21 protein-coding genes are annotated in these 25239 nt (G+C 46.9%); 4 read left to right on the top strand and 17 right to left on the bottom strand.

Annotation, left to right across the window (positions count from 1 at the left end):
• Nucleotides 1-78 precede the first annotated feature (78 nt).
• The gene (locus EYS05_RS09315) at nt 79-2106 is read right to left on the bottom strand and encodes a DUF7507 domain-containing protein (protein ID WP_138277064.1); all 2028 of its coding nucleotides are present in this window, start codon (nt 2104-2106) and stop codon (nt 79-81) included.
• Nucleotides 2107-2801: 695 nt separating this feature from the next.
• Between EYS05_RS09315 and arcC the strand changes: the two genes are divergently transcribed.
• A complete protein-coding gene (gene arcC, locus EYS05_RS09310; protein WP_015526125.1) occupies nt 2802-3734 on the top strand; it encodes a carbamate kinase in 933 nt (310 codons plus the stop codon).
• A gap of 159 nt (nt 3735-3893) precedes the next feature.
• Here the strand turns inward: arcC and nrdD are convergent, their stop codons facing one another.
• Nucleotides 3894-6029, bottom strand: coding sequence for an anaerobic ribonucleoside-triphosphate reductase (gene nrdD, locus EYS05_RS09305; protein WP_118623406.1), 2136 nt, complete (start codon nt 6027-6029; stop codon nt 3894-3896).
• Between the two features lie 201 nt (nt 6030-6230).
• On the bottom strand, nt 6231-6800 hold the full coding sequence (locus EYS05_RS09300; protein WP_138277063.1) for a hypothetical protein: 570 nt from the start codon (nt 6798-6800) through the stop codon (nt 6231-6233).
• Nucleotides 6801-7016: 216 nt separating this feature from the next.
• Between EYS05_RS09300 and asnA the strand changes: the two genes are divergently transcribed.
• On the top strand, nt 7017-8027 hold the full coding sequence (gene asnA, locus EYS05_RS09295; protein WP_138277062.1) for an aspartate--ammonia ligase: 1011 nt from the start codon (nt 7017-7019) through the stop codon (nt 8025-8027).
• Nucleotides 8028-8076: 49 nt separating this feature from the next.
• Nucleotides 8077-8511: a CBS domain-containing protein gene (locus EYS05_RS09290; RefSeq protein WP_118623398.1), complete on the top strand. Its 435-nt coding sequence runs from the start codon at nt 8077-8079 to the stop codon at nt 8509-8511.
• A gap of 123 nt (nt 8512-8634) precedes the next feature.
• Here EYS05_RS09290 and EYS05_RS09285 read toward each other — a convergent pair whose 3' ends face one another.
• The 3 genes from EYS05_RS09285 to EYS05_RS09275 all read right to left on the bottom strand — a co-directional run bounded on the left by EYS05_RS09285 (nt 8635) and on the right by EYS05_RS09275 (nt 10978).
• Entirely contained in the window at nt 8635-9378 is a 744-nt protein-coding gene (locus EYS05_RS09285) for an amino acid ABC transporter ATP-binding protein (RefSeq protein ID WP_118512578.1), read from the bottom strand.
• Complete coding sequence (locus EYS05_RS09280) at nt 9365-10057, bottom strand: amino acid ABC transporter permease (RefSeq protein WP_059086976.1); 693 nt, start codon at nt 10055-10057, stop codon at nt 9365-9367. The genes EYS05_RS09285 and EYS05_RS09280 overlap by 14 nt, the downstream gene beginning before the upstream one ends.
• A gap of 144 nt (nt 10058-10201) precedes the next feature.
• Nucleotides 10202-10978, bottom strand: a complete 777-nt coding sequence (locus EYS05_RS09275) for a transporter substrate-binding domain-containing protein (protein ID WP_118512579.1) — start codon at nt 10976-10978, stop codon at nt 10202-10204.
• A 347-nt stretch (nt 10979-11325) separates the two neighbouring features.
• Between EYS05_RS09275 and dapF the strand changes: the two genes are divergently transcribed.
• Nucleotides 11326-12180 carry a diaminopimelate epimerase gene (gene dapF / locus EYS05_RS09270; RefSeq protein WP_118512580.1) on the top strand — a complete coding sequence of 285 codons (855 nt, stop codon included), beginning with the start codon at nt 11326-11328 and terminating at the stop codon, nt 12178-12180.
• Between the two features lie 63 nt (nt 12181-12243).
• Here dapF and EYS05_RS09265 read toward each other — a convergent pair whose 3' ends face one another.
• The 11 genes from EYS05_RS09265 to EYS05_RS09215 all read right to left on the bottom strand — a co-directional run bounded on the left by EYS05_RS09265 (nt 12244) and on the right by EYS05_RS09215 (nt 25163).
• A complete protein-coding gene (locus EYS05_RS09265; protein ID WP_118512581.1) occupies nt 12244-12558 on the bottom strand; it encodes an AzlD domain-containing protein in 315 nt (104 codons plus the stop codon).
• Entirely contained in the window at nt 12548-13267 is a 720-nt protein-coding gene (locus tag EYS05_RS09260; RefSeq protein ID WP_118512582.1) for an AzlC family ABC transporter permease, read from the bottom strand. Before EYS05_RS09260 ends, EYS05_RS09265 begins: the two co-directional genes overlap by 11 nt.
• A 226-nt stretch (nt 13268-13493) precedes the next feature.
• A complete protein-coding gene (locus EYS05_RS09255; RefSeq protein WP_118512583.1) occupies nt 13494-13934 on the bottom strand; it encodes an amino acid-binding protein in 441 nt (146 codons plus the stop codon).
• Nucleotides 13935-14995: 1061 nt separating this feature from the next.
• Entirely contained in the window at nt 14996-17368 is a 2373-nt protein-coding gene (locus tag EYS05_RS09250; RefSeq protein WP_138277061.1) for a ribonucleoside triphosphate reductase, read from the bottom strand.
• A gap of 214 nt (nt 17369-17582) precedes the next feature.
• Nucleotides 17583-18818, bottom strand: coding sequence for a GTPase HflX (gene hflX, locus EYS05_RS09245; RefSeq protein ID WP_118512586.1), 1236 nt, complete (start codon nt 18816-18818; stop codon nt 17583-17585).
• 1 nt (nt 18819) lies between these two features.
• Nucleotides 18820-19878: a tetratricopeptide repeat protein gene (locus EYS05_RS09240; protein ID WP_118512587.1), complete on the bottom strand. Its 1059-nt coding sequence runs from the start codon at nt 19876-19878 to the stop codon at nt 18820-18822.
• A gap of 8 nt (nt 19879-19886) precedes the next feature.
• Nucleotides 19887-21233: a phosphoglucosamine mutase gene (glmM, locus tag EYS05_RS09235; protein ID WP_015526146.1), complete on the bottom strand. Its 1347-nt coding sequence runs from the start codon at nt 21231-21233 to the stop codon at nt 19887-19889.
• Between the two features lie 14 nt (nt 21234-21247).
• Nucleotides 21248-22165, bottom strand: coding sequence for a nucleotidyltransferase family protein (locus EYS05_RS09230; RefSeq protein WP_118512588.1), 918 nt, complete (start codon nt 22163-22165; stop codon nt 21248-21250).
• 56 nt (nt 22166-22221) lie between these two features.
• On the bottom strand, nt 22222-23298 hold the full coding sequence (gene prfA / locus EYS05_RS09225) for a peptide chain release factor 1 (RefSeq protein WP_118512589.1): 1077 nt from the start codon (nt 23296-23298) through the stop codon (nt 22222-22224).
• Nucleotides 23291-24178 carry a peptide chain release factor N(5)-glutamine methyltransferase gene (prmC, locus tag EYS05_RS09220; RefSeq protein WP_138277060.1) on the bottom strand — a complete coding sequence of 296 codons (888 nt, stop codon included), beginning with the start codon at nt 24176-24178 and terminating at the stop codon, nt 23291-23293. Before prmC ends, prfA begins: the two co-directional genes overlap by 8 nt.
• Nucleotides 24165-25163 carry a DUF1385 domain-containing protein gene (locus EYS05_RS09215; protein WP_118623376.1) on the bottom strand — a complete coding sequence of 333 codons (999 nt, stop codon included), beginning with the start codon at nt 25161-25163 and terminating at the stop codon, nt 24165-24167. Before EYS05_RS09215 ends, prmC begins: the two co-directional genes overlap by 14 nt.
• Between the last annotated feature and the right edge of the window lie 76 nt (nt 25164-25239).

The following is a 25239-nucleotide window of genomic DNA, read 5'->3' as shown; positions in this document are numbered from 1 at the left end:
CTGTTTTCAACGTTTCTTTGAGGCACGGCCGCCTTGTAAAATGTCAGCTTGTTACCGTTCACTCCGTTCTCAGTAACATCAGCTTTTCTCATAAATATCCGCATATTTTTTCCGGAGCCAGATACCGCCCAGCACAGTCACCAAGGCTGTCACTGCCAGAAGAGTCCACAGATCCGTCCTTGTATCATCTTCTGTCTTCGGATGTGTGGACGCTGCTCTTGCCATCTGTGTCTGACCGGAAGCCGGATCCTGGTCATCACTTTGCACAAAAAGCCTTTCTTCCGGCGTAACGGTTATCTTTCCTTTTACTATGACAGAAGCGGAGGCCTCCATCAATCGCTCTCCAGTTTCCTGGCTTGTGACCGTCACCTGGTTAAAAAGCTTCTGATCCGCTGTTCTTTCCGGGATCTTCACCACGGCCTGAAGAGAAACTGCCTCTCCCGGCGGGATCTGTTGGATCATTGCCTTTGTACGGCTGCTGTTGAGCGTTACACCTTCCTGCTCCAGAAACTGTGCATGGATCCCAGCCGCCTGAAAGCGCTCCGTTCCCACAACCGAATGAAGCGTTTTTTCACCGGTATTCACGATACAGATCTGATAGGTCACAGTCTCACCCGGTGCAGCGGTTTCTTTGTCTGCAGTTTTCTTTACAGAAAGATCCGCCTTCAGTGCCTCCAGACTATTTATAGTGGTGGCGTTCTTCCGGATCACCTCCGCTGCTCTGCCCTTTACCCTGGCCTCTGCTTCCACCTGGTGCTCCAGATCTTTTTCCTGTTCATCCAGAAGCGGCGCCTGTACATAAAAGCTCCTGCTCTCTCCGGCTTTTAATTCCGCAAATTCCGCCACTGCCCCTTCTGTCAGAAGGCCTTCTGCATCTTCCCACATCTGCCGGATCTTAGGGCAGGAAAGGCTACTGGTCAGACGGATATCTGCAAGATCCAGTTTTCCGGTATTAGCGATCTCCACCTGATAACGGATGGTCTGCCCTGCTTTCATTTTTCCATTCTGTGCAGTTACCGACAATTCCATATCAGCCTCTGCAGCCTCCACGTCCAGCATAGGCGCGATCCCCTCTGCGATCACCAGCTCTTCCCCGTTTTCTTCTGTCAGGAGAAAGGTTCCCGCACCGGTACAGTCCTTCTGAAGCGGTTCCTCCTGAGTCACAGGATAACTGCTTTTCTCTGCCGGAAAACGGTATTCCTGACGCAGGATCAGCGGGATCCGGAAAAAGATCTCATCCTGCCCGTCCTGTTCCACGTTCAGCATGATTTTCAGCTTTGTGATCTCTGTAGCTTCACCACTCTGGCTCCTTACAGAAATCTGCTGTGCAGCCATATTTTTCGGGACAGAGTCCGTTTCCGGAACAAAATACTCGGAAATATACGTAACCAGCGTCAGTTTTTGAATCTCCTCAGACTCATATTCCTCTTCGTCACCTACATTTTCTTCTCCGGACGCCGTTCCTTCCGGTGTGAGCGGACCCGTTTTCTCCTGCTCTTCATCCTCCGGCTGTACTGTTTCCCCGGATGCCAGCTGCTCCACGTGCTCATATCCTTCCTCCATTTCTATTCCGATTCCTTCCACAACCTTATTCACCGGCAGTTCCTGTTCTGTTTCTTCTTTCTTCTGCCAGTCATCCTCCGGCAGTTCCTGTTCTGTCTCTTCTTTCTTCTGCCAGTCATCCTCCGGCAGTTCCTGTTCTGCCTCTTCTTTCTTCTGCCAGTCATCCTCCGGCTGCTCCTGTTCTGTCTCTTCTTCCTGCTGCCAATCATCCTCTGGCAGCTTCTGTTCTGTCTCTTCTTCCTGCTCCACCGATGGATCTTCAATCTCCTGAAGTTCATCGTCCCACTTCTCATTTTTCTCCTTATCCTCCGAAAACCTTCTCCCGGACAGCCATTCATTCAATCCGCGGATCCGGATCCCAAGCTCCGCCTGTCCGGATTCTCTATCTTTCCAGAACACACTCTGATCGATAAACGGTACCTGTCCCGGCAAAAAATCTGCTCCCAGGATCAGCTTCGGTTCTATTGTTCCTCCCAACATGACTCCTGTCAGCACTGTCACAATTCCGACTTTCTTCATCTGTTTCCATATTCTGTTTTTCATGGCTCTTCCTCATTTCTGCCTGATCTGGCATTTCTTATACACATGTTTTTTTTACAGAAACTTACTTTTCCACAGACAAAGGCATCCCTCCCCGGCAAATGGTGCATGATCAGTGTTTTTTCGATAAAATAAAATGGATTTCTGCATCGAAACGATGCGTGAACAGATCCCGCAGAATGCAGGATCAAGACTTTTTCAATGTATCACATTCCCAGACCATGTGCAACCGGATATAAAAATTATAAAGTTTGTTTAAACTTTCTTTATAAATTTTCCATTTCTTTTAGATTAACGACATATTTTAAACATATTTTCTCTATATAATAGGTATTGGATAGATGAAAAACCACTCTCTATCTCCCCCCTCAAAAAATAGTAAGAAGCAAACCGTCTGACCGAATCAGGCGGTTTGTTGCTGTTCACACTGTTCTCAGTAACACACTTCGAGATGCACAGAATTTATGCTGATCGCGTAAATTCGTGCGGTATGCCTCGGGTTTTCTGTGACCTTCGCTCACAAAAAACACCTCGCGGAATATTACCAGTGAACAACAATGACAGTTTTTCCGGTCTTGGAAAACACTCGATTTTCTATTGCATTTCCCACATAGGTCTTTTATAATAAAATATAATACTCGTTACTGGATACAGTAACTGATTTCATTCCAATTTTAAAGAGAAACGAGGTATTTCCTATGAGCGAAAAAACCGTAGTAGTTGCATTAGGCCACCGGGCACTTGGCACCACACTTCCAGAGCAAAAAACAGCTACAAAACTCGCAGCGAAGGTAATCGCAGATCTGGTAGAGGAGGGAACCCGCGTGGTGATCTCCCACAGCAACGGTCCGCAGGTAGGGATGATCCACACCGCAATGAATGAATTCGGTAAGGCACATCCTGATTATACATTTGCACCAATGTCCGTATGTTCCGCCATGAGTCAGGGTTATATCGGCTATGACCTTCAGAACGCCATTCGTGCCGAGCTTATCTCCAGAGGAATCTACAAACCGGTCAGCACAGTTCTGACACAGGTTGTCATCGATCCATACGATGAAGCATTCGCAGAGCCGGAGAAGATCATTGGACGTGTTCTCAACGCAGAAGAGGCCGAGGCTGAAGAAGAAAAAGGAAACTTTGTTACAAAGGTGGGCGAGGGCCAGTACCGACGTATCCTTGCAGCACCGAAGCCACAGAAGATTGTAGAGATCGAAACCGTGAAGGTCCTCTCTGCTGCAGAGCAGATCGTCATTGCTGCAGGCGGCGGCGGAATCCCGGTTCTTGAGCAGGGAACTCAGCTGAATGGTGCCAGTGCCATCATCGAGAAAGACCTGGCAGCAGGACTTCTTGCAGAAGAACTGAACGCTGACACTCTGATGATCCTTACAAGCGTCGAGAAAGTAAGCCTTGACCATAATACGGATCATGAATCTTATCTGGATACTATTTCCACAGAAGATGCCAAGAAATATATTGCCGGCAAACAGTTTGCGGCAGGCTCCATGCTTCCTAAAATCGAAGCAGGTGTTTCCTTTGTGGAGAAGGGAACCGGACGCCGTACCATCATCACAGACATGGCCCATGCAAAAGACGGCTACCGTGAGAAGACCGGAACTATCATTAAATAATCATTTTACGGACTCAGAATACAAAGTGAAATGTGAACCTTCACTTTACATGAAAATATCCCGCAGACGGCTGCTGGTCTTACCGGCAGCTCTGCGGGATATTTTTTATACCGTCTGGCTGTCCGATCACTGTTCCACAGTTGATCGGACAGTCAGCATTTACATAGATTTTCGCTCAGCGATCTCAGCCATCTTCGCCTCATTCAGGCGGGTATCTCCATGGACACGGCTGTAGGAAAGATATCCGTTCATACGGTCGATCTTGGTCAGGTTTCTGGAACCGCAGACAGGGCATATATCCATCTCCAGCTCCTCATGTCCACAATCGTCACAGTATGCAAGAGAAAGGTTCACTCCCTCATAATATCCCAAATCCATGGCTCTGCGGATCAGCGTACGGATAGCTTCTTTGTTGTATCCGATCGGATAACGTACATACTGTATCTTACCGCCATTGCAGAGCTCCCAGAAACGTCCCTCCAGATCCTGTTTCTCGATCGGAGTCACATCCTCTGTTACATGGCAATGAAAGCTGTTGCTCACATACGGTCTGTCAGAAACGCCCTCGATGATTCCATACATCTTACGGAACTGCTCTACCTGAAGGCCACAGAGACTCTCTGCCGGTGTTCCGTAGATCGCATAAAGATAACCGTCTTCCTTCTTGTACTGATTTACCTTGTCATTGATATATTTCAGGACTTCCAGAGCAAACGCCCCATCCTCGGCAATAGATTTGCCATTATAAAGCTCCTGAAGCTCATTTAATGCTGTGATACCGAAGGAAGCTGTCATAGGCTTCAGAATCTTACCGATCTTTTCATTCGGTTTCAGATGTCCGCCGTAGAAACCGCCTTCACAGTATGCAAGCGGGTTGGTGGATGCACGCATCTGTCCCAGATATTCGTAAGTGCGGATATGCAGGTTACGGATCATTTCCAGATAGAAATCCAGAACCTCATAGAAATCTCTACTCTCTGCTCTGGCCTTGGCAAGGATCATCGGAAGATGAAGACTTACCGCACCAATGTTAAAACGTCCCACAAAAACAGGCGTATCATTCTCATCCGCCGGCTCCATACCGCCACGCTCATACCACGGACTTAAGAAAGCACGGCATCCCATCGGGCTGATGACCTTCTTGTATTTCCTGTACATACTGGAAATGTATCCCGCACCGGACATAGACAGCCAGTCCGGATACATGGTCTTGGAGGAACACTCCACACCAGCCTCAAAAATATCCTCACAGCACTTTCCGGGACCATGGATCTCCTTGTCATAAAGGAATACGATTTTCGGGAAAAGTACCGGTTTCTTATGTCCGGCCTTCCCCTGTCCTCCTTGATGGACCTCAAGAAGGGAAATCGTGCACATCTTCTCAAACTGCTCGGTTCCGAGACCAAGTGTCACCGTAACAAACGGATAATCTCCTCTGGAAGAACCGACGGTATTCAGCTTGTACTCAATTCCCTGCCATCCCTGGTCATAATCCCTGCGGACCTTATCAAGAGCATATTCAATAGCTCGCTCCTCGCGGCCACTCCAGCTCTCATCCGAGTATTTCATAAATTCGGAAATATATTTATCATAGCTTTTCTTTGCATACGGTGCCAGGATCTTATCAACCTCCGGCACTGTAAAGCCACCATACTGCTGTGCTGCTGTACTGAGAATGATATCCCCCATAACATCAAAGGCTGTATCCAGAGTCTTCGGCTCGTTATACCAGACATTGCCCATCTCAAAACCGCCACTTAAAACAGCTGCCACATCGAACAGACAGCAATTCATGGTATCCAGACGTGCAGACTGGTCATGAATATAAATGTAGCCGTCCTTACATGCCTGAAGCTCATTACGGTTCATAAAAAACTTCCGATAGAGTTCCTTGTTCAGCTCATTAAAGATCAGGCTTCGTTTCGTGGCAACAAGGGCGCTGTCTGTATTGGCATTACTTTTATCACCTATATAACGGATTGCCTGACTCTTGGTATATACATCATCCATCATATGGATAAAATCCAGCTTGTAATTCCGATAATCACGGTAGCTCTTGGCAACTGCCGGATTCACACGCTCCAGAGCCCCCTCCACGATGTTGTGCATCTCCTGGATCTCGATCTCATTCTTTCCAAGGGAATCCGCATGCTCCTGGGCAAAACGGCAGATAAAATCCTTCTCCTCGTCTGAAAAAGTATAAAGAATACGCTCTGCGGATTTGTTCACGGCAGCCACGATCTTCTGCGGATTAAACTCCTCTCTTGTCCCATCTTTTTTGATCACATATAACATTGCTCATCCCTCCCTGTGCTATATATAAGCCGCTATGCTAAAATACTATATATAGTACCTATATCCTCTATATATTGTTTTTCATCTATATGTTGTGCTAGGCATGAGTATAACACAGCTGAGAAGAAAAGAAAAGGGATATTTCTGTATACACGAAAATACAGACACTTAGCACTGCATGATCTCACTGCTGAAATATTCTCACAAATTCGTTCCGATCCAGTCTGCAAGGAAATCCCATAATTTAGGAAACAGCATGGCCAGTGTCACTATGATCCATATGATCCAGCCTGCCCCGCTGTTTTTCTGATCTTTTTTCTGCTGTTTTTTCCCCTGATCTAAAACTCCCGTATGATTCCTGCCCACCATTGTTTTGTTCCTGGTATTATCTGCAGCAGCAGTCCTACGTCCGGCTGCTGCACCTGTATTCCGGCTTCCGGTTGGATTCCGATTCAAATCTGTATTGCGGCTTGCATTCGTATTCCGGTTCGCGTTCGTATTCCGGTTCACATTTGTATTCCGGTTTACGTTTGTATTCCGGTTTACGTTTGTATTCCGGTTTACGTTTCCGTTATGTTGTGTTGTTTGATCAGCATCCTGTCCATACCGCCGCATCATATCCCGCACTTTGGCGGAAGCATGTTTATAATGTACCTCCCGGGGCTCATTCAGATGATATAACGCCTCATCATTTCTGTAAGGCATCCCACATAATGAACACCTGCCATTTACAACCTTACCCCCACAAACCTGACACCTTTCACCTGCCATAAACTCCCTCCATTCTATCCGTTAAAACGGATATTTATATTTCCATCGTAAACATAAGCATTCTTTTTTCAGTATATCACACCAGGCATTTAATACCCAGTATTTTTCTACGATACCCCAAAAGACTTCCCCTCTCATTATATTGCCACTCCACCCATTTTCTGCTATAATACCCCACAGAGCAATAAGCATAAAAATCATCAGGAGGAGCCGATAATGAATACAATCACGATTCCCGCAACCTATCATGCAGACCTGAACCTCCATGACACACAGATTGCGATCAAAACAGTAAAAGATTTCTTCCAGCAGACACTCTCACAGAAGCTGAACCTTCTCCGAGTATCCGCCCCGACATTTGTAGCCCCGGAATCCGGCCTTAATGACAACCTTAATGGTGTAGAACGCCCGGTAAGTTTTGATATCAAATCTATCGAAGGAAGCAACGCCGAGATCGTACACTCCCTTGCCAAATGGAAACGCTACGCACTGAAAAAATACGGATTTTCTCACGGAGAGGGTCTTTACACAGATATGATAGCAATCCGCCGGGATGAAGATCTGGACAATATCCACTCCGTTTACGTAGACCAGTGGGACTGGGAAAAGATCATCTCCAAAGAAGAGCGTTCCATTGAAACTCTCAAGGAAACCGTACGCACCATTTACAGTGTCCTTCGTAAAACCGAGAAATACATGGCTGTACAATATGACTACATCGAGGAGATCCTTCCAAAGGATATCTTCTTTATCACAACTCAGGAGCTTCTTGACATGTATCCGGACTGCACACCGAAGGAACGTGAATATCGGATCACCCGTGAAAAAGGCGCTGTCTTCCTTATGAAAGTCGGCAAAACCCTCACCAACGGCGAACGCCACGACGGACGTGCCCCGGACTATGATGACTGGGAACTGAACGGTGATATCCTCGTGTACTATCCGGTACTTGACATTGCCCTTGAGCTTTCATCAATGGGAATCCGTGTTGACGAGGACGCACTTGACCGCCAGCTCACCGAAGCAGGCTGTGACGACCGAAGAGAACTTCCATTCCAGAAAGCTATCCTGAACAAAGAGCTTCCGTACACCATCGGCGGTGGTATCGGACAGTCCAGGATCTGTATGTTCTTCCTTCGCAAAGCACACATCGGAGAAGTACATGTCTCTCTCTGGCCGAAGGAGATCACAGATGTTGCAGAGACACACGGACTTCAGCTTCTCTAAAAACAGCTTACAGATTTATTTATAATTTTTGCGGAAATGAGGTAATAACGTGAACATTCTGTTTTTTCTGATTCCCAAAAGCGAAGTAGCCTACATCTTTGAGGATGAAACTCTTCGCCAGACCCTCGAAAAAATGGAGCACCGCAAGTACTCCTGCATTCCTATCCTCACCATGGACGGCAAATATCTCGGCACTATCTCAGAGGGAGATCTCCTCTGGGGCATGCGCCGTGCAGATATTCACGACATCAAGGAAACAGAGGGAATCCCGATCATGGCGATCCCACGCCGTGCCACCTATAAACCAGTCCATGCTAATTCTAATATGGAAGACCTCCTGGATCGCGCCATTAATCAGAACTTCGTGCCGGTGGTAGATGACCAGGGCTCCTTCATCGGGATCATAACCAGAAAATCTATCATCAAATACTGTTACAACGAAATAAAAACCGCACAGAAAACTGCCGGTGAAGAAATCCACTGAGCAGCAAAAAGAAAAAGTATTTTTTTGCAACTAGCACTACAAAAAACGGATGCTTTATCTCCTACAGCATTTCCACAGGAGGATAAAGCATCCGTTTTTAATATTCTTATATTTATAATGTCATTATAACGTCTTTGAAAGAAACTCACGAAGTCTTTTATTCTTTGGATTTGCAAAGAATTCCTCAGGAGAATTTTCCTCCTGGATCGTTCCTTCATCAATGAAAAGAACTCTGGTTGCCACCTCGCGGGCAAAGCCCATCTCATGAGTTACCACAACCATGGTCATGCCGGATTTTGCAAGCTCCTGCATCAGCTCCAGAACCTCTCCGACCATCTCCGGATCAAGAGCAGATGTCGGCTCGTCAAACAGCATCACATCTGGATTCATGGCAAGCGATCTTGCAATGGCAATACGTTGCTTCTGACCGCCGGAAAGCATATCCGGATAGGAATCTGCCTTATCAGGAAGACCTACTCGCTTCAGCAGCTCCAGTGCCGTTTTTTCAGCCTCTTCCTTACTCATAAGATTCAGTGTTACCGGTGCGAGCATGATGTTCTCTTTTACCGTCTTATGAGGAAACAGATTGAACTGCTGGAATACCATTCCAATTTTCTGACGATGACGGTTGATATCCACCTTTGGATCTGTAATGTCGGTTCCCTCAAAGAGGATTTTTCCCCCGGTCGGCTCCTCAAGGAGATTCAGGGAACGGAGAAATGTGGATTTACCACAGCCGGATGGTCCGATGATGGCTACTACTTCACCTCTGCGGATCTGTGTGGTGATCCCGTTGAGAACCTGATTGCCGCCATAGGCCTTTTCAAGTCCCTGCACATCCAGAAGTACTTCATTACTTACGCTCATTGGTTCTCAGCCTCCTTTCAAGTCTTCCTACCAGATAGGTAAGGAAACAAACGATCACAAGATAGATTGCAGCTACTACCAGCAGCGGGAACAGTGCACTGTAGGTCTGGCTTCGGATAATGTCTCCGCCACGGGTCAGATCCATAAGTCCGATATAACCACTGATGGATGTCTCCTTCAAAAGTACGATCAGCTCATTTCCCAGAGCCGGCAGGATGTTCTTGACCGCCTGCGGAAGAATGATCTTGATCATAGTCTGTGTATAGTTAAGACCCAGGCTCCGTCCTGCTTCAAACTGTCCCTGATCAATAGACATGATACCAGAACGGACGATCTCAGCCACGTATGCAGCAGAGTTCATACCAAAGGCGATAATGGCAACGACTATCTTACCCGGATCTATGGTTGCAAAAATAACATAAAATACGATCAGCAGCTGTACCATCGTTGGTGTGCCACGGATCACCGTCAGATAAACACGACAGATCACATTAAGGATCTTAAGCTTACCTGTCTTATCATGTGTGGAACGGACAATAGCAATGACAAATCCCAGAAAAATACCAAGAAGTACAGCAAAAAAAGTAATAATGATGGTATTTTTCAGACCGGACAAAATGAACTGCCAACGATTGTCGTCCAGAAAGTTAAACTGAAACTGTTCAATAAGACTCAAAATTTCCACCCTTTCCAAAACTACAGGTTCCGAAATCCGGAAAACATACCCGGATATCCGGAACCTGATCATTCGCTACTGAACTCTGCAACGAATATCTGTTTCTCAGCTTATCCGTTCAGAATCCTCTGATTTCTCTGTACAAAATTATTTCTTTACGATAACAACCTGCTCTGCAGTTGTGTACGGATCAGTGAAATCAACGCTCTTTTTACGATCCTCTGTTACTGTCATTCCTGCAACACCAAAATCAGCTTTTCCGGATTTAACAGAATTTACGATCGCATCAAACTCCATATCCTCGATCTTCAGCTCATATCCAAGCTTGTCGCAGACAGCCTGAGCGATATCAACATCAATACCTACGATCTTATCTCCGTCGTAGTATTCGTATGGCTGGAAGGTTGCGTTTGTTGCCATGGTAAGAGTTCCCTTGGAGTGATCTGCATCCTTAGGAGTCTCATATGGTGTCTTACCTGCATCATCACCGATATAGTTATCTCTAATGGAATCCAGAGTTCCGTCATCCTTCAGCTCCTTCAGAGCCTCGTTAAACTCTTTTGTAAGGTCTGCATTATCTTTGGAAAGACAGATTGCATACTCCTCTTTGTCAAAAATGTCCTCAACGATCTCAAGATCATCGTTTTTCTCAACAAATTTCTTAGCAGGCTCGCTGTCGATCACTACGCAGTCAATCTTACCCTGTTTCAGAGCCATAACAGCGTCATTACCTTTGTTGTATCTCTCCACTGTTGCGTCTTTAACCTCTGTAGCGTCTGCGTCACCGGTTGTTCCAAGCTGAACACCGATCTTCTTACCCTCCAGATCATCTGCGCTCTTGATCTCATCTGCTGCAAAAACAGCGGATGTCATAGAAACTGTCATAGCTGCTGCAAGTGCAAGTGCCATAAATTTTCTCTTCATTTTTTCTTCCTCCTGAATTCTATGTACTTTACGTTAACTGTCTCTCCTGTTTCTGTCAGCCCAATTCGTAATGTACAGCATAATTATACATCTCCATGCATATTACTTTGTTTTATGATACCATGTTTCTGACAAAATGCAAGCATATAAAATCCATAAATGCGAAAATTCACTCCTAATTTACCGGAATTCCACAGGGAAAATTCACTTTTCGATAACAATTATCCAGTATACTATACTATTAAAGGCAACAAATGGAAAAAACCTGCGTATTTTTTCCATGGGGGGTCTTGTGCTCCAACAGAAAAAACAAGTATAATATTCAGGAACAAGAGGAGGTTACTATTATGAAATTCACGAAAATGCAAGGCATCGGAAACGATTATGTATATGTAAACTGTTTTGAAGAGACTGTTAAGGATCCGGCCGCAGTGGCAAAATTTGTCAGCGACCGTCATTTTGGCATTGGTTCCGATGGTCTGATCCTGATCCGCCCGTCTGAGATCGCAGACTGCGAGATGGATATGTACAATCTGGACGGCTCTCAGGGTGCCATGTGCGGAAACGGTATCCGCTGCGTTGCCAAATATGTCTACGACCACGGCATCGTGGACAAAACTTCTTTAAGCATTGCCACAAGAAGCGGTATCAAATATGTGGATCTTACCATCCGTGACGGCAAAGCCTCCATGGTAAAAGTCAACATGGGCTCCCCGATCCTCATCGCAAAAGAGATTCCGGTGGTTGCCGAAACCGAGCAGGTTATCGACGCTCCCATCACTGTCGAGGGAAAAGAATATCACATAACCGCAATTTCCATGGGCAATCCTCATGCCATCATCTACGTAGACGATGTGGACAGCCTTGACCTGGAAAAGATCGGCCCATCCTTTGAAAATCACGTGTGCTTCCCTGACAGAGTCAACACCGAGTTTGTTCAGGTGATCGACCATCACACCGTAAAGATGCGCGTATGGGAGCGTGGGTCCGGAGAAACCCTTGCCTGCGGCACAGGTGCCTGCGCAGTTACAGTAGCTTCCATCCTCAATGACAAGGTTGATGGCAGCAAGCCGGTTACTGTACAGCTTCTTGGCGGAGACTTAAACATCTCCTGGGAAAGAGATGAAAACCTTGTATATATGACAGGACCTGCAACTACAGTGTTTGACGGAGAGATCGATCTTGGATTTTTAGGTGAATAAATGAAAATGGAGGGAGCTTTTCGAGGCTCCCTCCTGCGTATTATATTTCCGCATATCCCCTGTTCAAATAAATGCCAGAACCCTCTCCACGATAAACACCGCCGCACACGCCAGCAGAGCTACTGTGAGCAGGCTTTTTTCCTTATATGCAGCAATAAGCGCTACCAGGAAACCTGCTGCACCGGAGATGATGCTGTCTGTGGCTTTCAGGATGGCCGGGAAAGTCATGGCTGCCAGACAGGCGTATGGCACATAATACAGAAAAGACTTGATAAACGGGCTTCTGATCTCATTTTTTGCAAGAGCAAGGGGCAGCATACGGATGAGATAGGTGACAGCTGCCATCACCAGGATATAGATATATATATTATGACTCATGAACGACTTCCCCTTTCTCTTCCAGCGGGCAGAAATAAGCTGCCAGGCCTGCTACCAGAAGTGTTGTGATAATGATCATAAATCCGGATGATACCTGTTTTAACACCGGTGTCACCGCAAAAACAGTGCTGACTGCCATGGATGCCGCAACCACCCCAAGAACCGGTCTGCTCTTTTTGGACGGCGGGATGATGATGGCCAGGAACATTCCGTAAATGGCAACGCTCAACGCGCTGAGCATAAAATCAGGCAAAAGGCTTCCGGAGATTCCTCCTGCCAGAGTTCCAAGAGTCCATCCGGGGATTGCCACGCACATGGCTCCGTAATTATAAAATACGCTGACCTTTCCCTCCTGGGCTGCACTGATCCCGAAAATTTCATCGGTGACACCAAAAGCAGCGATATATTTCAGGATGCCGGACTCCTCACGCCGGAATTTCTGGGACAGGGAAAATGACATCAGGCAATATCTCAGGTTGATGATCAGCTGGGTCATTGCCATCTCCCACATGGAGCCTCCTGCAAAAATAATGTCCAGTCCCGCAAACTGACCGGCCGATGTCAGGTTGGTCAGGGAAATCAGGACTGCCTGCCAGATACTCAAGCCGCCGGCAACAGCCATCATGCCAAAGGTAAAGGATACCGCAAAATATCCAAGAGCGATAGGAACTCCATCCTTCATACCTTTTCTGAAATTTTCTCTTTTCATCGATTTCCTCCATTGTATGTACATTCTGTTATAAAACGCAGGCCTGCTTCTCCGATCTGTACAGCACTCATCAGAATCTCGCCACAGCTCGTTGTACATGTAAATAAGAGCGTGCCCGGAAACATTTTTCCTGTTTCCTGACACGCCCTTTTATTGTAGCATTACCCTGTCAAAACTTCAATACGTGAATACGTCATTCCTGTTTGTCATTTTCCAGAATATATCCTTACGCTTCTTCAACTCCATCCGGATTTACCAGACGATTCAGAACCTTGAAGCCATTGTTACGAAGAACGCTCTCTGCAACAAGGAGATCCTCACAGTGCATGATCGCTACCGGGACTTTCAAACCTCTGTGGAAAAAGGTATAGATGTAATGAAGGTTTACGTTGCTGTCGCCCATGACGCTGAGAAGCTTGTCAAGGCCGCCGATCTCATCCTGAAGATCCACCAGGATGGCCTGAGTAATACGGGTCATATATCCGTTTTCTGCCATGATCTGATCTGCTTTTTCCGGATCATCACATACCATACGGAAGTTTGCGAACTCCGGTGCATCGAAACAGCCGAACCCGTAGATGTCGATCTGATTCTCTGCAAGGATCTTTGTGACTTTCTGAAGACTTCCCGGAGTGTTTTCTACGAAGACGATGTTCTGTTTTACCATGATGTGTTTTCCTCTTTTCCTGATTATTCTTTTCTTATTATTCTTTTTCTTATTATTCTTTTTTTATTCTAGCATGAAATTAATTGGAAGTGAATCCCTTTCCGGGAGGGGACATTTCGCATGCGGCGGTGGATTCCCTTTCCAGGGGGGCATTTCGCATGCGGCTGTGGATTTCCTTTCCAGGAGGGGCATTTCGCATGCGGCTGTGGATTTCCTTTCCAGGAGGGGCATTTCGCATGCGGCTGTGGATTTCCTTTCCAGGAGGGGCATTTCGCATGTGGCTGTGGATTTCCTTTCCAGGGGGAGCATTTTGTATGCGGTTTTTCCCTTCCAGGGGGAGCATTTCGCATGCGGCAGGTGCGAGGAGGGGAAGCATTCATAGTTGCGAAGGCCATCGTCCCCTCCTCGCGCTCCTCCCCTCCCGGCCACGCCGCTGTTCTGCGTTGTGGAATGTGTTAGTTTTCTGACGAGGCGATGGATTCTACGGTATTGGATATTGCAGGTTGTGCCGATATAAATATAAATAACGGATATGCTTTCCTGATTCAGTTAAATATCACAGAACATGAATCTCATATCAGGGAACAGGCCCGCTATGCGGGCCGCTTTTCCCGTCCGCCCTCATCCATCGGCTCAGCCTTGAATTCCCGATACAGTCGAATCCATCGCCCCATCAATAACGTATCACACACCACAACGTGCGCTCCAAAAGGCGTGCCCGGAAAGGGGGAGCGCGAGGGGGAAAAACGGGCTTCGCAACTTTGAGTGCTTTCCCCCTCGCAAATTTCCGCCGGGAAACAATTCCCGGATCCCCCACGCGGTATCACAGCGGTATATATTTATACATTAAAGTGTAACACTTTCAACCATTAAACTCACGTATAAGTATACCATTCCGCCATGAAATGTCAACCACCTTTCCCCAAAAACGAAAATCTCCCCAAAAAACCTAAGAACAAAAAGACAAAAATAAAAAGAATATATAAAAAAAGACCAGACGCACATCCAAACAGACATACGTCCAGCCATTTTAATTACAATTTACAATTGCCCCGAAGAGCTCAATCCAGCTCTTCATCTACATACTTCTGAATGTTAGAAGCATTCACATACTTCTTAACCTGTGACCCGTCAGTGATCACAAGTGTAGGCGCCTGACGGATCCCATACTGCTTGACAAGCTCGGGATTCTGCTCAGCATCGATGATCTCCAGTTCTTCTCCTTCAAGCATTTTCTTTGCCATACGGCAGTTCGGACAGGTGCTGGTCGTAAAAAGATATTTATGAGATTCCACAGGCTGGATCTCCACCTCGTCACCCTTCATGGTCATCACACTGGTGTGGACCTTTTTCAGCTGGGAATGGGTAATATCATAGAGGGTACGATTCTTGTACTCCTGGGTCTTACCATCATTCCAGTTCTGTACAGGGCGGTAATATCCTGTGATACGGCTGTAAACCTCAGCCTTCTTTCCACATTTCGGGCAGGTGAAATGCTCGCCGCTGATGTAGCCGTGCTCCTGACATACGGAATAGGTCGGTGAGATAGTGTAATAGGGCAGGCGATAATTCTCTGCAATCTTACGTACCAGAGCTGCCGCTGCCTTCCAGTCCGGAAGCTTCTCCCCAAGGAATGCATGGAATACGGTTCCTGAAGTATACAGAGTCTGCAGATCGTCCTGAATATCCAGTGCGTCAAAAATATCCGCAGTGTAATCAACCGGCAGATGAGAACTATTTGTGTAATACGGGGTGTCGCCCTCTTTTCCTGCTGTTTTGATATCCGGATAACGACTTCTGTCGTGTTTGGCAAGACGGTATGCAGTGGACTCTGCCGGTGTTGCCTCCAGGTTGAAAAGCTCTCCCGGATACTGCTCCTGATAGTCTGAAAGACGGTTTCTCATATGCTCCAGAACCTCTTTTGTAAACTTCTGGGTTTCCGGATCTGTCATGTCCTTTTTCAGCCAGCAGGCATTTAAGCCCGCTTCGTTCATTCCCACAAGACCGATGGTGGAAAAATGGTTGTTAAAGCTTCCAAGATATCTCTTCGTGTACGGATACAGTCCCTCATCCAGAAGCCTGCTGATCACATCTCTCTTGATATGAAGAGATCTTGCGGAGATATCCATCATGTGGTCCAGGCGCTGATAAAATTCCTTCGGCGTTCTGGAAAGATATGCGATACGCGGCATATTGATGGTAACAACGCCTACAGAGCCTGTGCTCTCACCGGAGCCAAAGAATCCACCGCTCTTTTTACGGAGCTCACGAAGATCCAGACGGAGGCGGCAGCACATGCTGCGGATGTCGCTTGGCTTCATATCACTGTTGATATAATTGGAAAAATACGGAGTACCGTACTTGGAAGTCATCTCAAAAAGAAGACGGTTGTTCTCGGTATCAGACCAGTCAAATTCCTTTGTGATGGAATAGGTCGGGATCGGATACTGGAATCCACGTCCGTTGGCATCTCCCTCGATCATGGTCTCGATAAATGCCTTGTTGACCATATCCATTTCTTTCTTACAGTCCTTATATTTGAAATCCATGTCCTTGCCGCCTACGATAGCCGGAAGCTCTGCAAGGTCGTCCGGAACGGTCCAGTCCAGTGTAATGTTGGAAAACGGTGCCTGAGTACCCCAGCGGCTTGGAGTATTTACGCCATATACAAAGGACTCAATACATTTTTTAACCTCCGGATAGGAAAGGTTGTCTGACTTTACAAAAGGTGCCAGATAAGTATCAAAGGATGAAAATGCCTGTGCGCCTGCCCACTCGTTCTGCATGATACCCAGGAAATTCACCATCTGGTTACAGAGTACACTTAAATGCTTTGCAGGTGCAGAAGTGATCTTACCCTCAATACCGCCAAGTCCCTCTCGGATCAGCTGCTTCAGGGACCAGCCTGCACAGTAACCGGTCAGCATGGACAGATCATGGATATGGATATCTGCATTTCTGTGTGCATCTGCGATCTCGTTGTCATAGATCTCAGACAGCCAGTAGTTTGCGGTAACTGCTCCGGAGTTGCTTAAGATCAGACCTCCTACAGAATAAGTAACCGTTGAGTTCTCCTTTACACGCCAGTCCTCAACCTTTACATAGCTGTTTACGATCTCTTTATAGTCAAGGATGGTAGATTTCATATTGCGGATCTTCTCACGCTGCTTACGATAAAGGATATACGCCTTGGCAACATCAGAATATCCGGCCTGGATCAGTACGTTCTCCACACTGTCCTGGATATCCTCAACAGAAATCCGGTTGTTCTCGATCTTATTCTGAAAATCCGCTGTAACACGAAGTCCCAGAAGATCGATCATATCCGAACTGTAATTCTTGCCTTTAGCATCAAATGCCTTGTCAATTGCCGCGGTGATCTTCCCCATTTTGAATTCGTCTAATTCGCCGTCTCTTTTTACTACCTGAAACATAAGAAAATGCCTCCCTCATGCATTTATTTATAAGCGGATATTCCATTCCGCCTCACTTGCCTGCTTACGAACACACTCCGTTTCACGATCTGTGTTCAAAGCGCTGTAGGCTTATTGTATCAGACACGCCTCTTTGCGTCAACATAAAAAGCACCATATATAGTGCCCGTTTTGTTCACGGTACTATATATGGTACTGAGTAGATATTTTAACATTATGTGACTTTCGGATAGATTTCCCGCGGAACTCTTGCTTTTACAGCAATCCCGCCTTCGGTATACTCTTCCGAAAGAAGCTGTCCATACTCACGGATCAGCTGTATCTGACCGGCCTCCGAATAAGGAAAAAGCCGTTCCATATAAATCTGTCCTTCTGCTAGGATCTCCGAAAGAAGCTGCTTAAATTCCTCAAGCCCTTCTCCTGTCTGTGCGGAAATCTTCAGCGTATGGTCTGCCCGGAGATCCCGGAAGCTCTCCCCGGAAACACGGTCCTGCTTGTTAAAAAGTGTGATCGTCTTTTTTCCCAGGGCACCAAGCTCTTTCAGGGTTTCATATACGATATGCATCTGCATCTCCGCCTGAGGATTGGATGCATCTACCACATGAATGATATAATCCGCATATTTGGCTTCCTCCAGAGTACTCTTGAAGGCTTCCACCAGATTGTGCGGAAGCTTGCGGATAAAGCCTACGGTATCCGTAAGAAGAAGCTGCTGTCCGTCATCCAGCGTCAGAAGACGGGTAGTCGGATCCAGTGTGGCAAACAGCTTATCCTCCGAAAGCACCGAGGCGCCTGTCAGTGTATTCAGAAGCGTTGACTTTCCTGCATTGGTATAACCGACAATGGCTGCTGTCTTCAGATTTCCCACAGCTCTTCTGGAACGGATCAGCTCTCTGTGCTTTTCCACCTGGGAAAGCTCCTGCTTTAGTGCGGAAATCCTGTTCCGGATCAGACGACGGTCTGTCTCCAGCTTTTTCTCACCGGGGCCTCTGGTTCCGATTCCTCCTCCAAGTCGCGAAAGAGAAGAACGAAGTCCCACAAGACGTGCAGACCGGTAACGAAGCTGTGCAAGCTCTACCTGGATCTTGCCTTCACTTGTGACAGCACGCTTCGCAAAAATGTCAAGGATCAGCAGGGTACGATCCATAACCTTGCACTCCAGCTCCCGTTCCAGATTATTCATCTGGGCAGGAGAAAGCTCATCGTCACAGATCACACCATTGGCATCCAGGGCATAGAGAAGACCTTTTACCTCTTCGATCTTGCCTTTTCCGATATAGGTTCCCGGATGTACGGCCTCACGATTCTGAATGATCCTGCCTGCAACCGCCGCACCTGCCGTAGCCGCAAGTTCTCCAAGCTCATCCAGGGATTCCTCCATGTCATCCCCCCGATCTGCCTGAACACCGATCAGGATAACCCTGTCCTGTATTTCCTCAAAATATTCCATATCAGCCCTCCGAAGACGTTCTGGTTTTCAGGAAAGCCCGCTCTTTTTTTGCAGCGGAATCTTCAGGGAACATCTCAATATATTCCTGGACCTTGGTCAGTGCAGTAGCAAAATCCAGCTTTTTCTCATAGGCTACGATCTCATTGAACAGGAGGCTCTGCATCTCGTCTGTGGCAGCTGTCGGAAGGCCTTTTGTGATGTTATCAAGAGCGGAATCATAATCTCCGCTTCGGATATCGCACAGTGCCAGGCCATTATAGCCCTTGGCGGAATCACCCACTGCGGAAATATACTGCTTGTACATTGCCTGGGCATTTTCCACATCATCCTGGGCAAGATATACCATTCCCAGAAGAAGCAATGCTTCCGTATTATCCTTCTTGGTTGCTTCCAGAAGCTCTTTTTTTGCGTTGCTGTAGTCTTCCATATAATAGTAGACACGGCCTCTGTCACAGTGGTCCTGGGCATCCTTGGCCTCAGAAGAAAGAGCAGCTTCCAGATATCTGGTCCCGTCCGCTTCCATATCCTTGTCCAGATATGCCTCATAGATCTCGATTGCCATATCATAGGTGGAATCTTCTCCATAAGCCTGTTTGAAGTTAGATGCAGCTTCTTCGTAGGAATCCATGGCAAGGGCAACCTTTCCGGTGAGGAAATAACTGCCTGCATCCATGGAAAAATCTTCTCCAAGTGTCTGACAGTCTGCCATGGCATCCTCGTATTTTCCAGACTTCAGCTCTGCAGTAGCCCGATAGGACAGGATATCCTTACGAAGGCTTTTGCTTACTTTATCGCAGTTCAGAGCTTCCGTGAAGCTATTCACCGCATCCTCATATTTGCCAAGACGCAGGCTTGCGATACCTGCCCCACGATAGGACTGTGCCAGCTTCACTCCGTTCTGGATAGAGCTCTGGTACTCCTCCAGGGCATACTTGTAGCTTCCCTGGGAAAGATCCTTTCCGGCCTGTTCATATATTTTTGTTTTTTCACTGCCGCAGCCGCCCAGAAGCAAAACTCCTGTAACAGCTGCAAGAATCAATACGGTCTTTGTTTTTTTCATGGAATTCCTTATTCTACAACAAGCCCTTCGGCTTCCATCACATCAACAACACTGTCCACATATTTATGGCAAAGATCATCCGTTCCCGCTTCTACCATAACACGGATCAGCGGCTCTGTACCGCTCTCACGTACCAGGATACGTCCGTCATCGCCAAGTGCCTCCGCAGCTGCCTCAATGGCTGCTTTTACCTTTTCGTTCTCCAGTGCTGTTTTCTTGTCGGAAACACGCACATTCCTGAGAAGCTGCGGATAAACCTTCATCTCCTTTGCAAGATCACAGAGTGTGGCCTTCTGATCCACACATGCCTCCATGATCATAAGAGAAGTCAGGATCCCGTCACCGGTAGCGGAATAGCGGCTGAAGATGATATGTCCGGACTGTTCACCACCGATACTGTAATTGTTTTCCATCATGTTCTCGGCAACGTATTTATCACCAACTGCTGTCTGCTCATAGTCGATGCCTTCACGCTCCAGAGACTTGTAAAGACCAAGATTGGACATAACGGTTGTTACAACTGTATTTCCGTTGAGCTGGCCTTTCTCTCTTAAATATTTGCCGCACACATACATGATCTTGTCACCGTCAATGATGTTTCCGCGGTGGTCTACGGCGATACAGCGGTCTGCGTCACCATCATATGCAAAACCGATATCCAGACCTTTATCTACCACGAACTGTCTCAGAACTTCAATGTGTGTGGAACCGCAGCCACGGTTGATGTTGGTTCCGTTTGGCTCATTGTTGATCACATAGGTTTTTGCACGAAGTGCGTCAAAAACACTCTTGGCAATGGCGGATGAGCTTCCGTTGGAGCAATCCAGTCCAACCTTGATATTTTTGAAATCATGGCATGGGATAGAGATTAGATGTCCGATATAACGATTTCTTCCGGATGCAAAATCCACAGTACAGCCGATATCTTCTCCGGTTGCCAGCGGAAGTTCCTCAATCTCACCGTCCAGATATGCCTCAATACGTGCTTCAATATCTGCGGAAATCTTCTGCCCGTTCTCATTAAGGACCTTGATCCCATTATCATTAAACGGATTATGGCTTGCGGAAATCATGATACCGCAGTCAAAATCTTCTGTACGTACCACATAGGATACACTTGGAGTTGTGGTTACATGAAGCAGATAGGCATCTGCGCCGGATGCGGTAAGTCCTGCCGCAAGGGCATACTCAAACATGTAGCTGCTTCTTCTTGTATCCTTGCCGATCACGATCTTCGCCTTGTGATCTCTGCCATAATACCAGCCGAGATAACGTCCCACGCGAAATGCATGATCTGCCGTAAGTTTTACATTTGCTTCACCACGAAAACCATCTGTTCCGAAATATTTACCCATAATGTTCTCCTTTATTACTGATACAGTCCTTCCGGATAAACGCCGTCATCTGTAAGCTTTTTGAATGCAGCCTGTACAGATGCCTTATCCTCCTGATAAGTAACACCGAACCACTCGTCCTTTGTCTCAAGAACATCTACCGCTGCTTTTCCGGAATGGATCAGCTGGTCGATAAGCTCAGGAAGAAGATACTCTTTTTTGATGTCTCCCTCTTTGATCCCACCAAGGAACTCAACGAAGCCTTTCTCAAGGATCTCCATAAATTCCGGTGTCAGTCCCCACATATTCATGGAAACAAGGCTCTTTGTATCCAGTGTTTCTGCTGTACCATCGTCATTTCTTGTCTCTGCGCCGTCTGCTGTCTTGAAGATGTTATGTGTCTCTGTAACGCCTACAAGCTTGCCGTCCTCAATATGGCACACTCCTCTTGTGACGCTTCCGTTATCACTTAATGTATTTCCAAGGCGGAAACCTGCCATGCAGATGTGCATCGGGCCATCCTGCGGATGATCCTGTACCAGGTAGTCATGCACCTTTACGTAGGCTTCTTTTCCATAGTAGTCATCTGCATTGATAACAGCGAATGGCTCGGAAAGGACTTTCTTTGCTGCCAACACAGCGTGTCCGGTTCCCCATGGTTTGGTACGGTCTGCCGGTTTTGTAAAATCGCCCGGAAGATCGTCGATCTCCTGGAATGCATAAGCAACTTCTGTAATTTTGGAGATACGATCTCCGATTACCTTTTTGAATTCATCTTCAAGGTCTTTGCGGATGATAAATACGACCTTGTTGAATCCTGCCTCCAGTGCATCATGGATGGAATAGTCCATAATGATCTCGCCCTTCGGGCCTACCGGTGCAAGCTGCTTGATTCCTTTTCCAAAACGACTGCCGATACCGGCTGCCATGATCACCAATGCTGTCTTTTTCATTTTCGTTTCCTCCTGATTTATTATAATTTTTTGAACTCTGTAGCTGTAATCAGCGCTTACTCCTGTTCATTCAGCTTTGTCAGCTTCACTGCCTGGTCTGCTGCGATCAGACTGTCAATGATCTCATCCAGATCTCCGTTAAGGATATTCTCAAGACGGTGAAGGGTAAGCTTGATCCTGTGGTCTGTTACACGTCCCTGAGGGAAGTTATAGGTACGGATCTTCTCGGAGCGGTCGCCTGTACCGATCTGACTTCTCCTTGCCTCTGCCTCAGCGTCATGCTGTTTTGCAAGCTCCATCTCATACAGACGGGAACGGAGCACACGAAGTGCTTTATCCTTGTTCTTAAGCTGAGACTTCTCATCCTGGCAGGAAATCACGATTCCTGTAGGGATATGAGTAAGACGTACTGCGGAGTCTGTGGTGTTGACACACTGACCACCGTTTCCGGATGCACGGAACACATCGAATTTACACTCATTGAGATCCAGATGGAAATCAATTTCTTCCGCCTCCGGCATGATCGCTACCGTACAGGTAGAGGTATGGATCCTTCCGCCGGACTCTGTCTCCGGTACTCGCTGTACACGGTGAACACCGCTTTCGTATTTCAGTCTGGAATATGCACCCTCACCTTTGATCATGAAGGTAACCTCCTTGAAGCCGCCGATGCCGTTCTCATTGAGGCTGAGCATCTCGGTTTTCCAGCGGCGGGACTCCGCGTATTTCACATACATACGATAAATCTCTGCTGCAAAAAGTGCTGCCTCATCACCGCCTGCACCTCCACGGATCTCAACGATAACGTTCTTGCTGTCGTTAGGGTCCTTCGGAAGAAGAAGGATCTTCAGCTCATGCTCCAGCTCCTCCACTCTCTTTTTTGCATCGGAAAGCTCTTCCTTCAACATCTCACGCATCTCTTCGTCCTTCTCGCTCTCCAGCATGGAAAGACTGTCCTCGATGGTTTCCTTGTTTTTCTTATATTCTTTATATGCTTCAACGATTGGCTGCAGGTCGCTCTGTTCCTTCATCAACTTCTGAAAATGTGCCGGATCGTCGGTTACTCCCGGTTCTCCCAGCTCATTGAGAAGCTCTTCAAAACGTACCAGCAGATCATCCAGTTTATCAAACATGTATTTCCTCCTGTTTCTGTCCAAGCACCACACGGTCAAGGCCCGGCAGATCCTTTACGATCTGAACCCCGGTAAAACCGGCTGCTTTCATCATTGTACTGACCGCCTCCCCCTGGGTGCAGCCGATCTCATATAGAAGCCATCCGCCCGGTTTCAGGTACCTTCCGGCTTCTGCGGTGATCTTTCTGTAAAAATAAAGCCCGTCTTCCATTCCGTCAAGTGCCTTCCTCGGATCATGGAGGCGGACTTCTTCCATCAGTGTTTCAATTTCTTCTGTTGCGATATAAGGCGGGTTTGAAATAAGGATATCATATTTCCCACTATCTTTTCCACCTTTTTCACAAAAATACGGTGCCGAGAACAGATCGCTTTCCACAAAGTCCGCCCGGTTCTCCACCTTTAGAATACCGGCATTCTTTTTTGCCACTTCCAGTGCTTCCGGCGAAACATCCACACCGGTCCCACAGGCATCCTGCCGTTCCAGAAGAAGACTGAGCAGGATGCAGCCGGAGCCGGTACACATATCCAAGATCTCCGGTTTTTCCACATTTCCAAGGTGTTTCAAAGCCTCTTCCACCAGAGTCTCCGTATCCTGTCTCGGGATCAGCACATTTTCGTTTACATAAAACTCATATCCCATAAAAAAAGCCTGATGAGTCAGCTGCTGTACAGGAATATGTCCTGCCCTCCTGCCGATCAGCGTAAGATACTCTGCTGCGGTCTCATCAGACACCGGTTCGTCTCCATGCGCAAAATAGTATGCCCGATTCTTTCCGGTCTTAAATTCCAGAAGGAGCCAGGCATCCAGCCCGGCTTCTTCCAATCCATTATCTTTCAGTATTGTTGTACCTTTTTTCAGAAGGGACTCAAGAGTCTGCATTTTCTGTCTCCTCTGTCTCATATGGGATGTCCAGGTCAAATTCCTCTTTCAGATAGGCTCTCCAATCAAAAACAGCCTCAACTGCTTTGATGGCTACCTCTGCCATATCTGCAGTAGGCTCCTTTGTGGTGAATTTCTGCATGGCAAGACCTGGTTTACTCATAATGTCCGCAAATTTACTGTCTGTTCTTCCTGCCCACTGGATGATCTCAAAGGAAATCCCCGCAACTACCGGTACCATGAGAAGTCTTCCCAGCAGTCTCACCCAGTAAAACGGCACCGCCACAAACACAAAATGCAGCACAATACTTACCAGCATGACCAGAAACAAAAAGCTTGTTCCACAACGCTTATGAAGCCTGGAGCTCTTTAACACATTCTCTACCGTCAGAGGCAGACCGTGCTCCACACAGTTGATACATTTGTGTTCCGCACCGTGATACATAAATGTCCTCTGGATATCCTTCATTCTGGAGATCAGGAACATATATCCCATAAACAGTGCCAGTTTCACAAAAGCTTCCACTACGGTGACCAGAAATTCCGAAGCACCTGCCCCTCGGATCAGACTGGCCAGTACATACGGAAGGAACATAAAAGCAGCTACAGAAACCACCATGGAGACAGCTACCGTAATGTAAAGAAGCCACTTGAACTGCTTATCCTCTTTGGCTTTCTTTGCAGAACGCTCTGCTTCTGTAAGCTGCTCGTTCTTCCTGGCTGTTTCTTCATCTTCCTCGTCTCCTGCGATCTCCGCAGAATACATCAGGCATTTCGTACCTACCACAAGAGAATCCACAAAGCTTACCACACCGCGGATGATCGGTTTCTTCAGAAATGCATGATTTCCAAAGATACATTTATAATCCTCTACCTTCAGCTCGATCTCCTGATCCGGGCGGCGCACTGCAATAGAATATTTGTCCTTGTGACGCATCATGATGCCTTCCATGACCGCCTGTCCGCCAATATTCGATGATCTCATTCATTCTCTCCTGTGCAAATCAAAAATTTTTCAGTTAAAGAAAGGTTGAGATTTCCCAACCTCAACCTTCTCATTT

The organism is Blautia sp. SC05B48 (assembly GCF_005848555.1).
Taxonomy (GTDB): Bacteria; Bacillota; Clostridia; order Lachnospirales; family Lachnospiraceae; genus Blautia_A.
The sequence above is the reverse complement of the archived record's forward strand: the minus strand, read 5'-3'. Positions and strand labels throughout refer to the sequence as shown.

What these genes read in the sequence shown, in the direction of transcription:
- glmM (WP_015526146.1), bottom strand. Translation starts at nt 21,233, where the DNA reads ATGGGTAAATATTTCGGAACAGATGGTTTTCGTGGTGAAGCAAATGTA.
- hflX (WP_118512586.1), bottom strand. Translation starts at nt 18,818, where the DNA reads ATGGAATATTTTGAGGAAATACAGGACAGGGTTATCCTGATCGGTGTT.
- prfA (WP_118512589.1), bottom strand. Translation starts at nt 23,298, where the DNA reads ATGTTTGATAAACTGGATGATCTGCTGGTACGTTTTGAAGAGCTTCTC.
- EYS05_RS09315 (WP_138277064.1), bottom strand. Translation starts at nt 2,106, where the DNA reads ATGAAAAACAGAATATGGAAACAGATGAAGAAAGTCGGAATTGTGACA.
- EYS05_RS09265 (WP_118512581.1), bottom strand. Translation starts at nt 12,558, where the DNA reads ATGAGTCATAATATATATATCTATATCCTGGTGATGGCAGCTGTCACC.
- nrdD (WP_118623406.1), bottom strand. Translation starts at nt 6,029, where the DNA reads ATGTTATATGTGATCAAAAAAGATGGGACAAGAGAGGAGTTTAATCCG.
- EYS05_RS09230 (WP_118512588.1), bottom strand. Translation starts at nt 22,165, where the DNA reads ATGAAAAAGACAGCATTGGTGATCATGGCAGCCGGTATCGGCAGTCGT.
- EYS05_RS09240 (WP_118512587.1), bottom strand. Translation starts at nt 19,878, where the DNA reads ATGAAAAAAACAAAGACCGTATTGATTCTTGCAGCTGTTACAGGAGTT.
- prmC (WP_138277060.1), bottom strand. Translation starts at nt 24,178, where the DNA reads ATGCAGACTCTTGAGTCCCTTCTGAAAAAAGGTACAACAATACTGAAA.
- EYS05_RS09275 (WP_118512579.1), bottom strand. Translation starts at nt 10,978, where the DNA reads ATGAAGAGAAAATTTATGGCACTTGCACTTGCAGCAGCTATGACAGTT.
- EYS05_RS09215 (WP_118623376.1), bottom strand. Translation starts at nt 25,163, where the DNA reads ATGAGATCATCGAATATTGGCGGACAGGCGGTCATGGAAGGCATCATG.
- arcC (WP_015526125.1), top strand. Translation starts at nt 2,802, where the DNA reads ATGAGCGAAAAAACCGTAGTAGTTGCATTAGGCCACCGGGCACTTGGC.
- EYS05_RS09250 (WP_138277061.1), bottom strand. Translation starts at nt 17,368, where the DNA reads ATGTTTCAGGTAGTAAAAAGAGACGGCGAATTAGACGAATTCAAAATG.
- dapF (WP_118512580.1), top strand. Translation starts at nt 11,326, where the DNA reads ATGAAATTCACGAAAATGCAAGGCATCGGAAACGATTATGTATATGTA.
- EYS05_RS09285 (WP_118512578.1), bottom strand. Translation starts at nt 9,378, where the DNA reads ATGAGCGTAAGTAATGAAGTACTTCTGGATGTGCAGGGACTTGAAAAG.
- EYS05_RS09255 (WP_118512583.1), bottom strand. Translation starts at nt 13,934, where the DNA reads ATGGTAAAACAGAACATCGTCTTCGTAGAAAACACTCCGGGAAGTCTT.
- EYS05_RS09300 (WP_138277063.1), bottom strand. Translation starts at nt 6,800, where the DNA reads ATGGCAGGTGAAAGGTGTCAGGTTTGTGGGGGTAAGGTTGTAAATGGC.
- asnA (WP_138277062.1), top strand. Translation starts at nt 7,017, where the DNA reads ATGAATACAATCACGATTCCCGCAACCTATCATGCAGACCTGAACCTC.
- EYS05_RS09260 (WP_118512582.1), bottom strand. Translation starts at nt 13,267, where the DNA reads ATGAAAAGAGAAAATTTCAGAAAAGGTATGAAGGATGGAGTTCCTATC.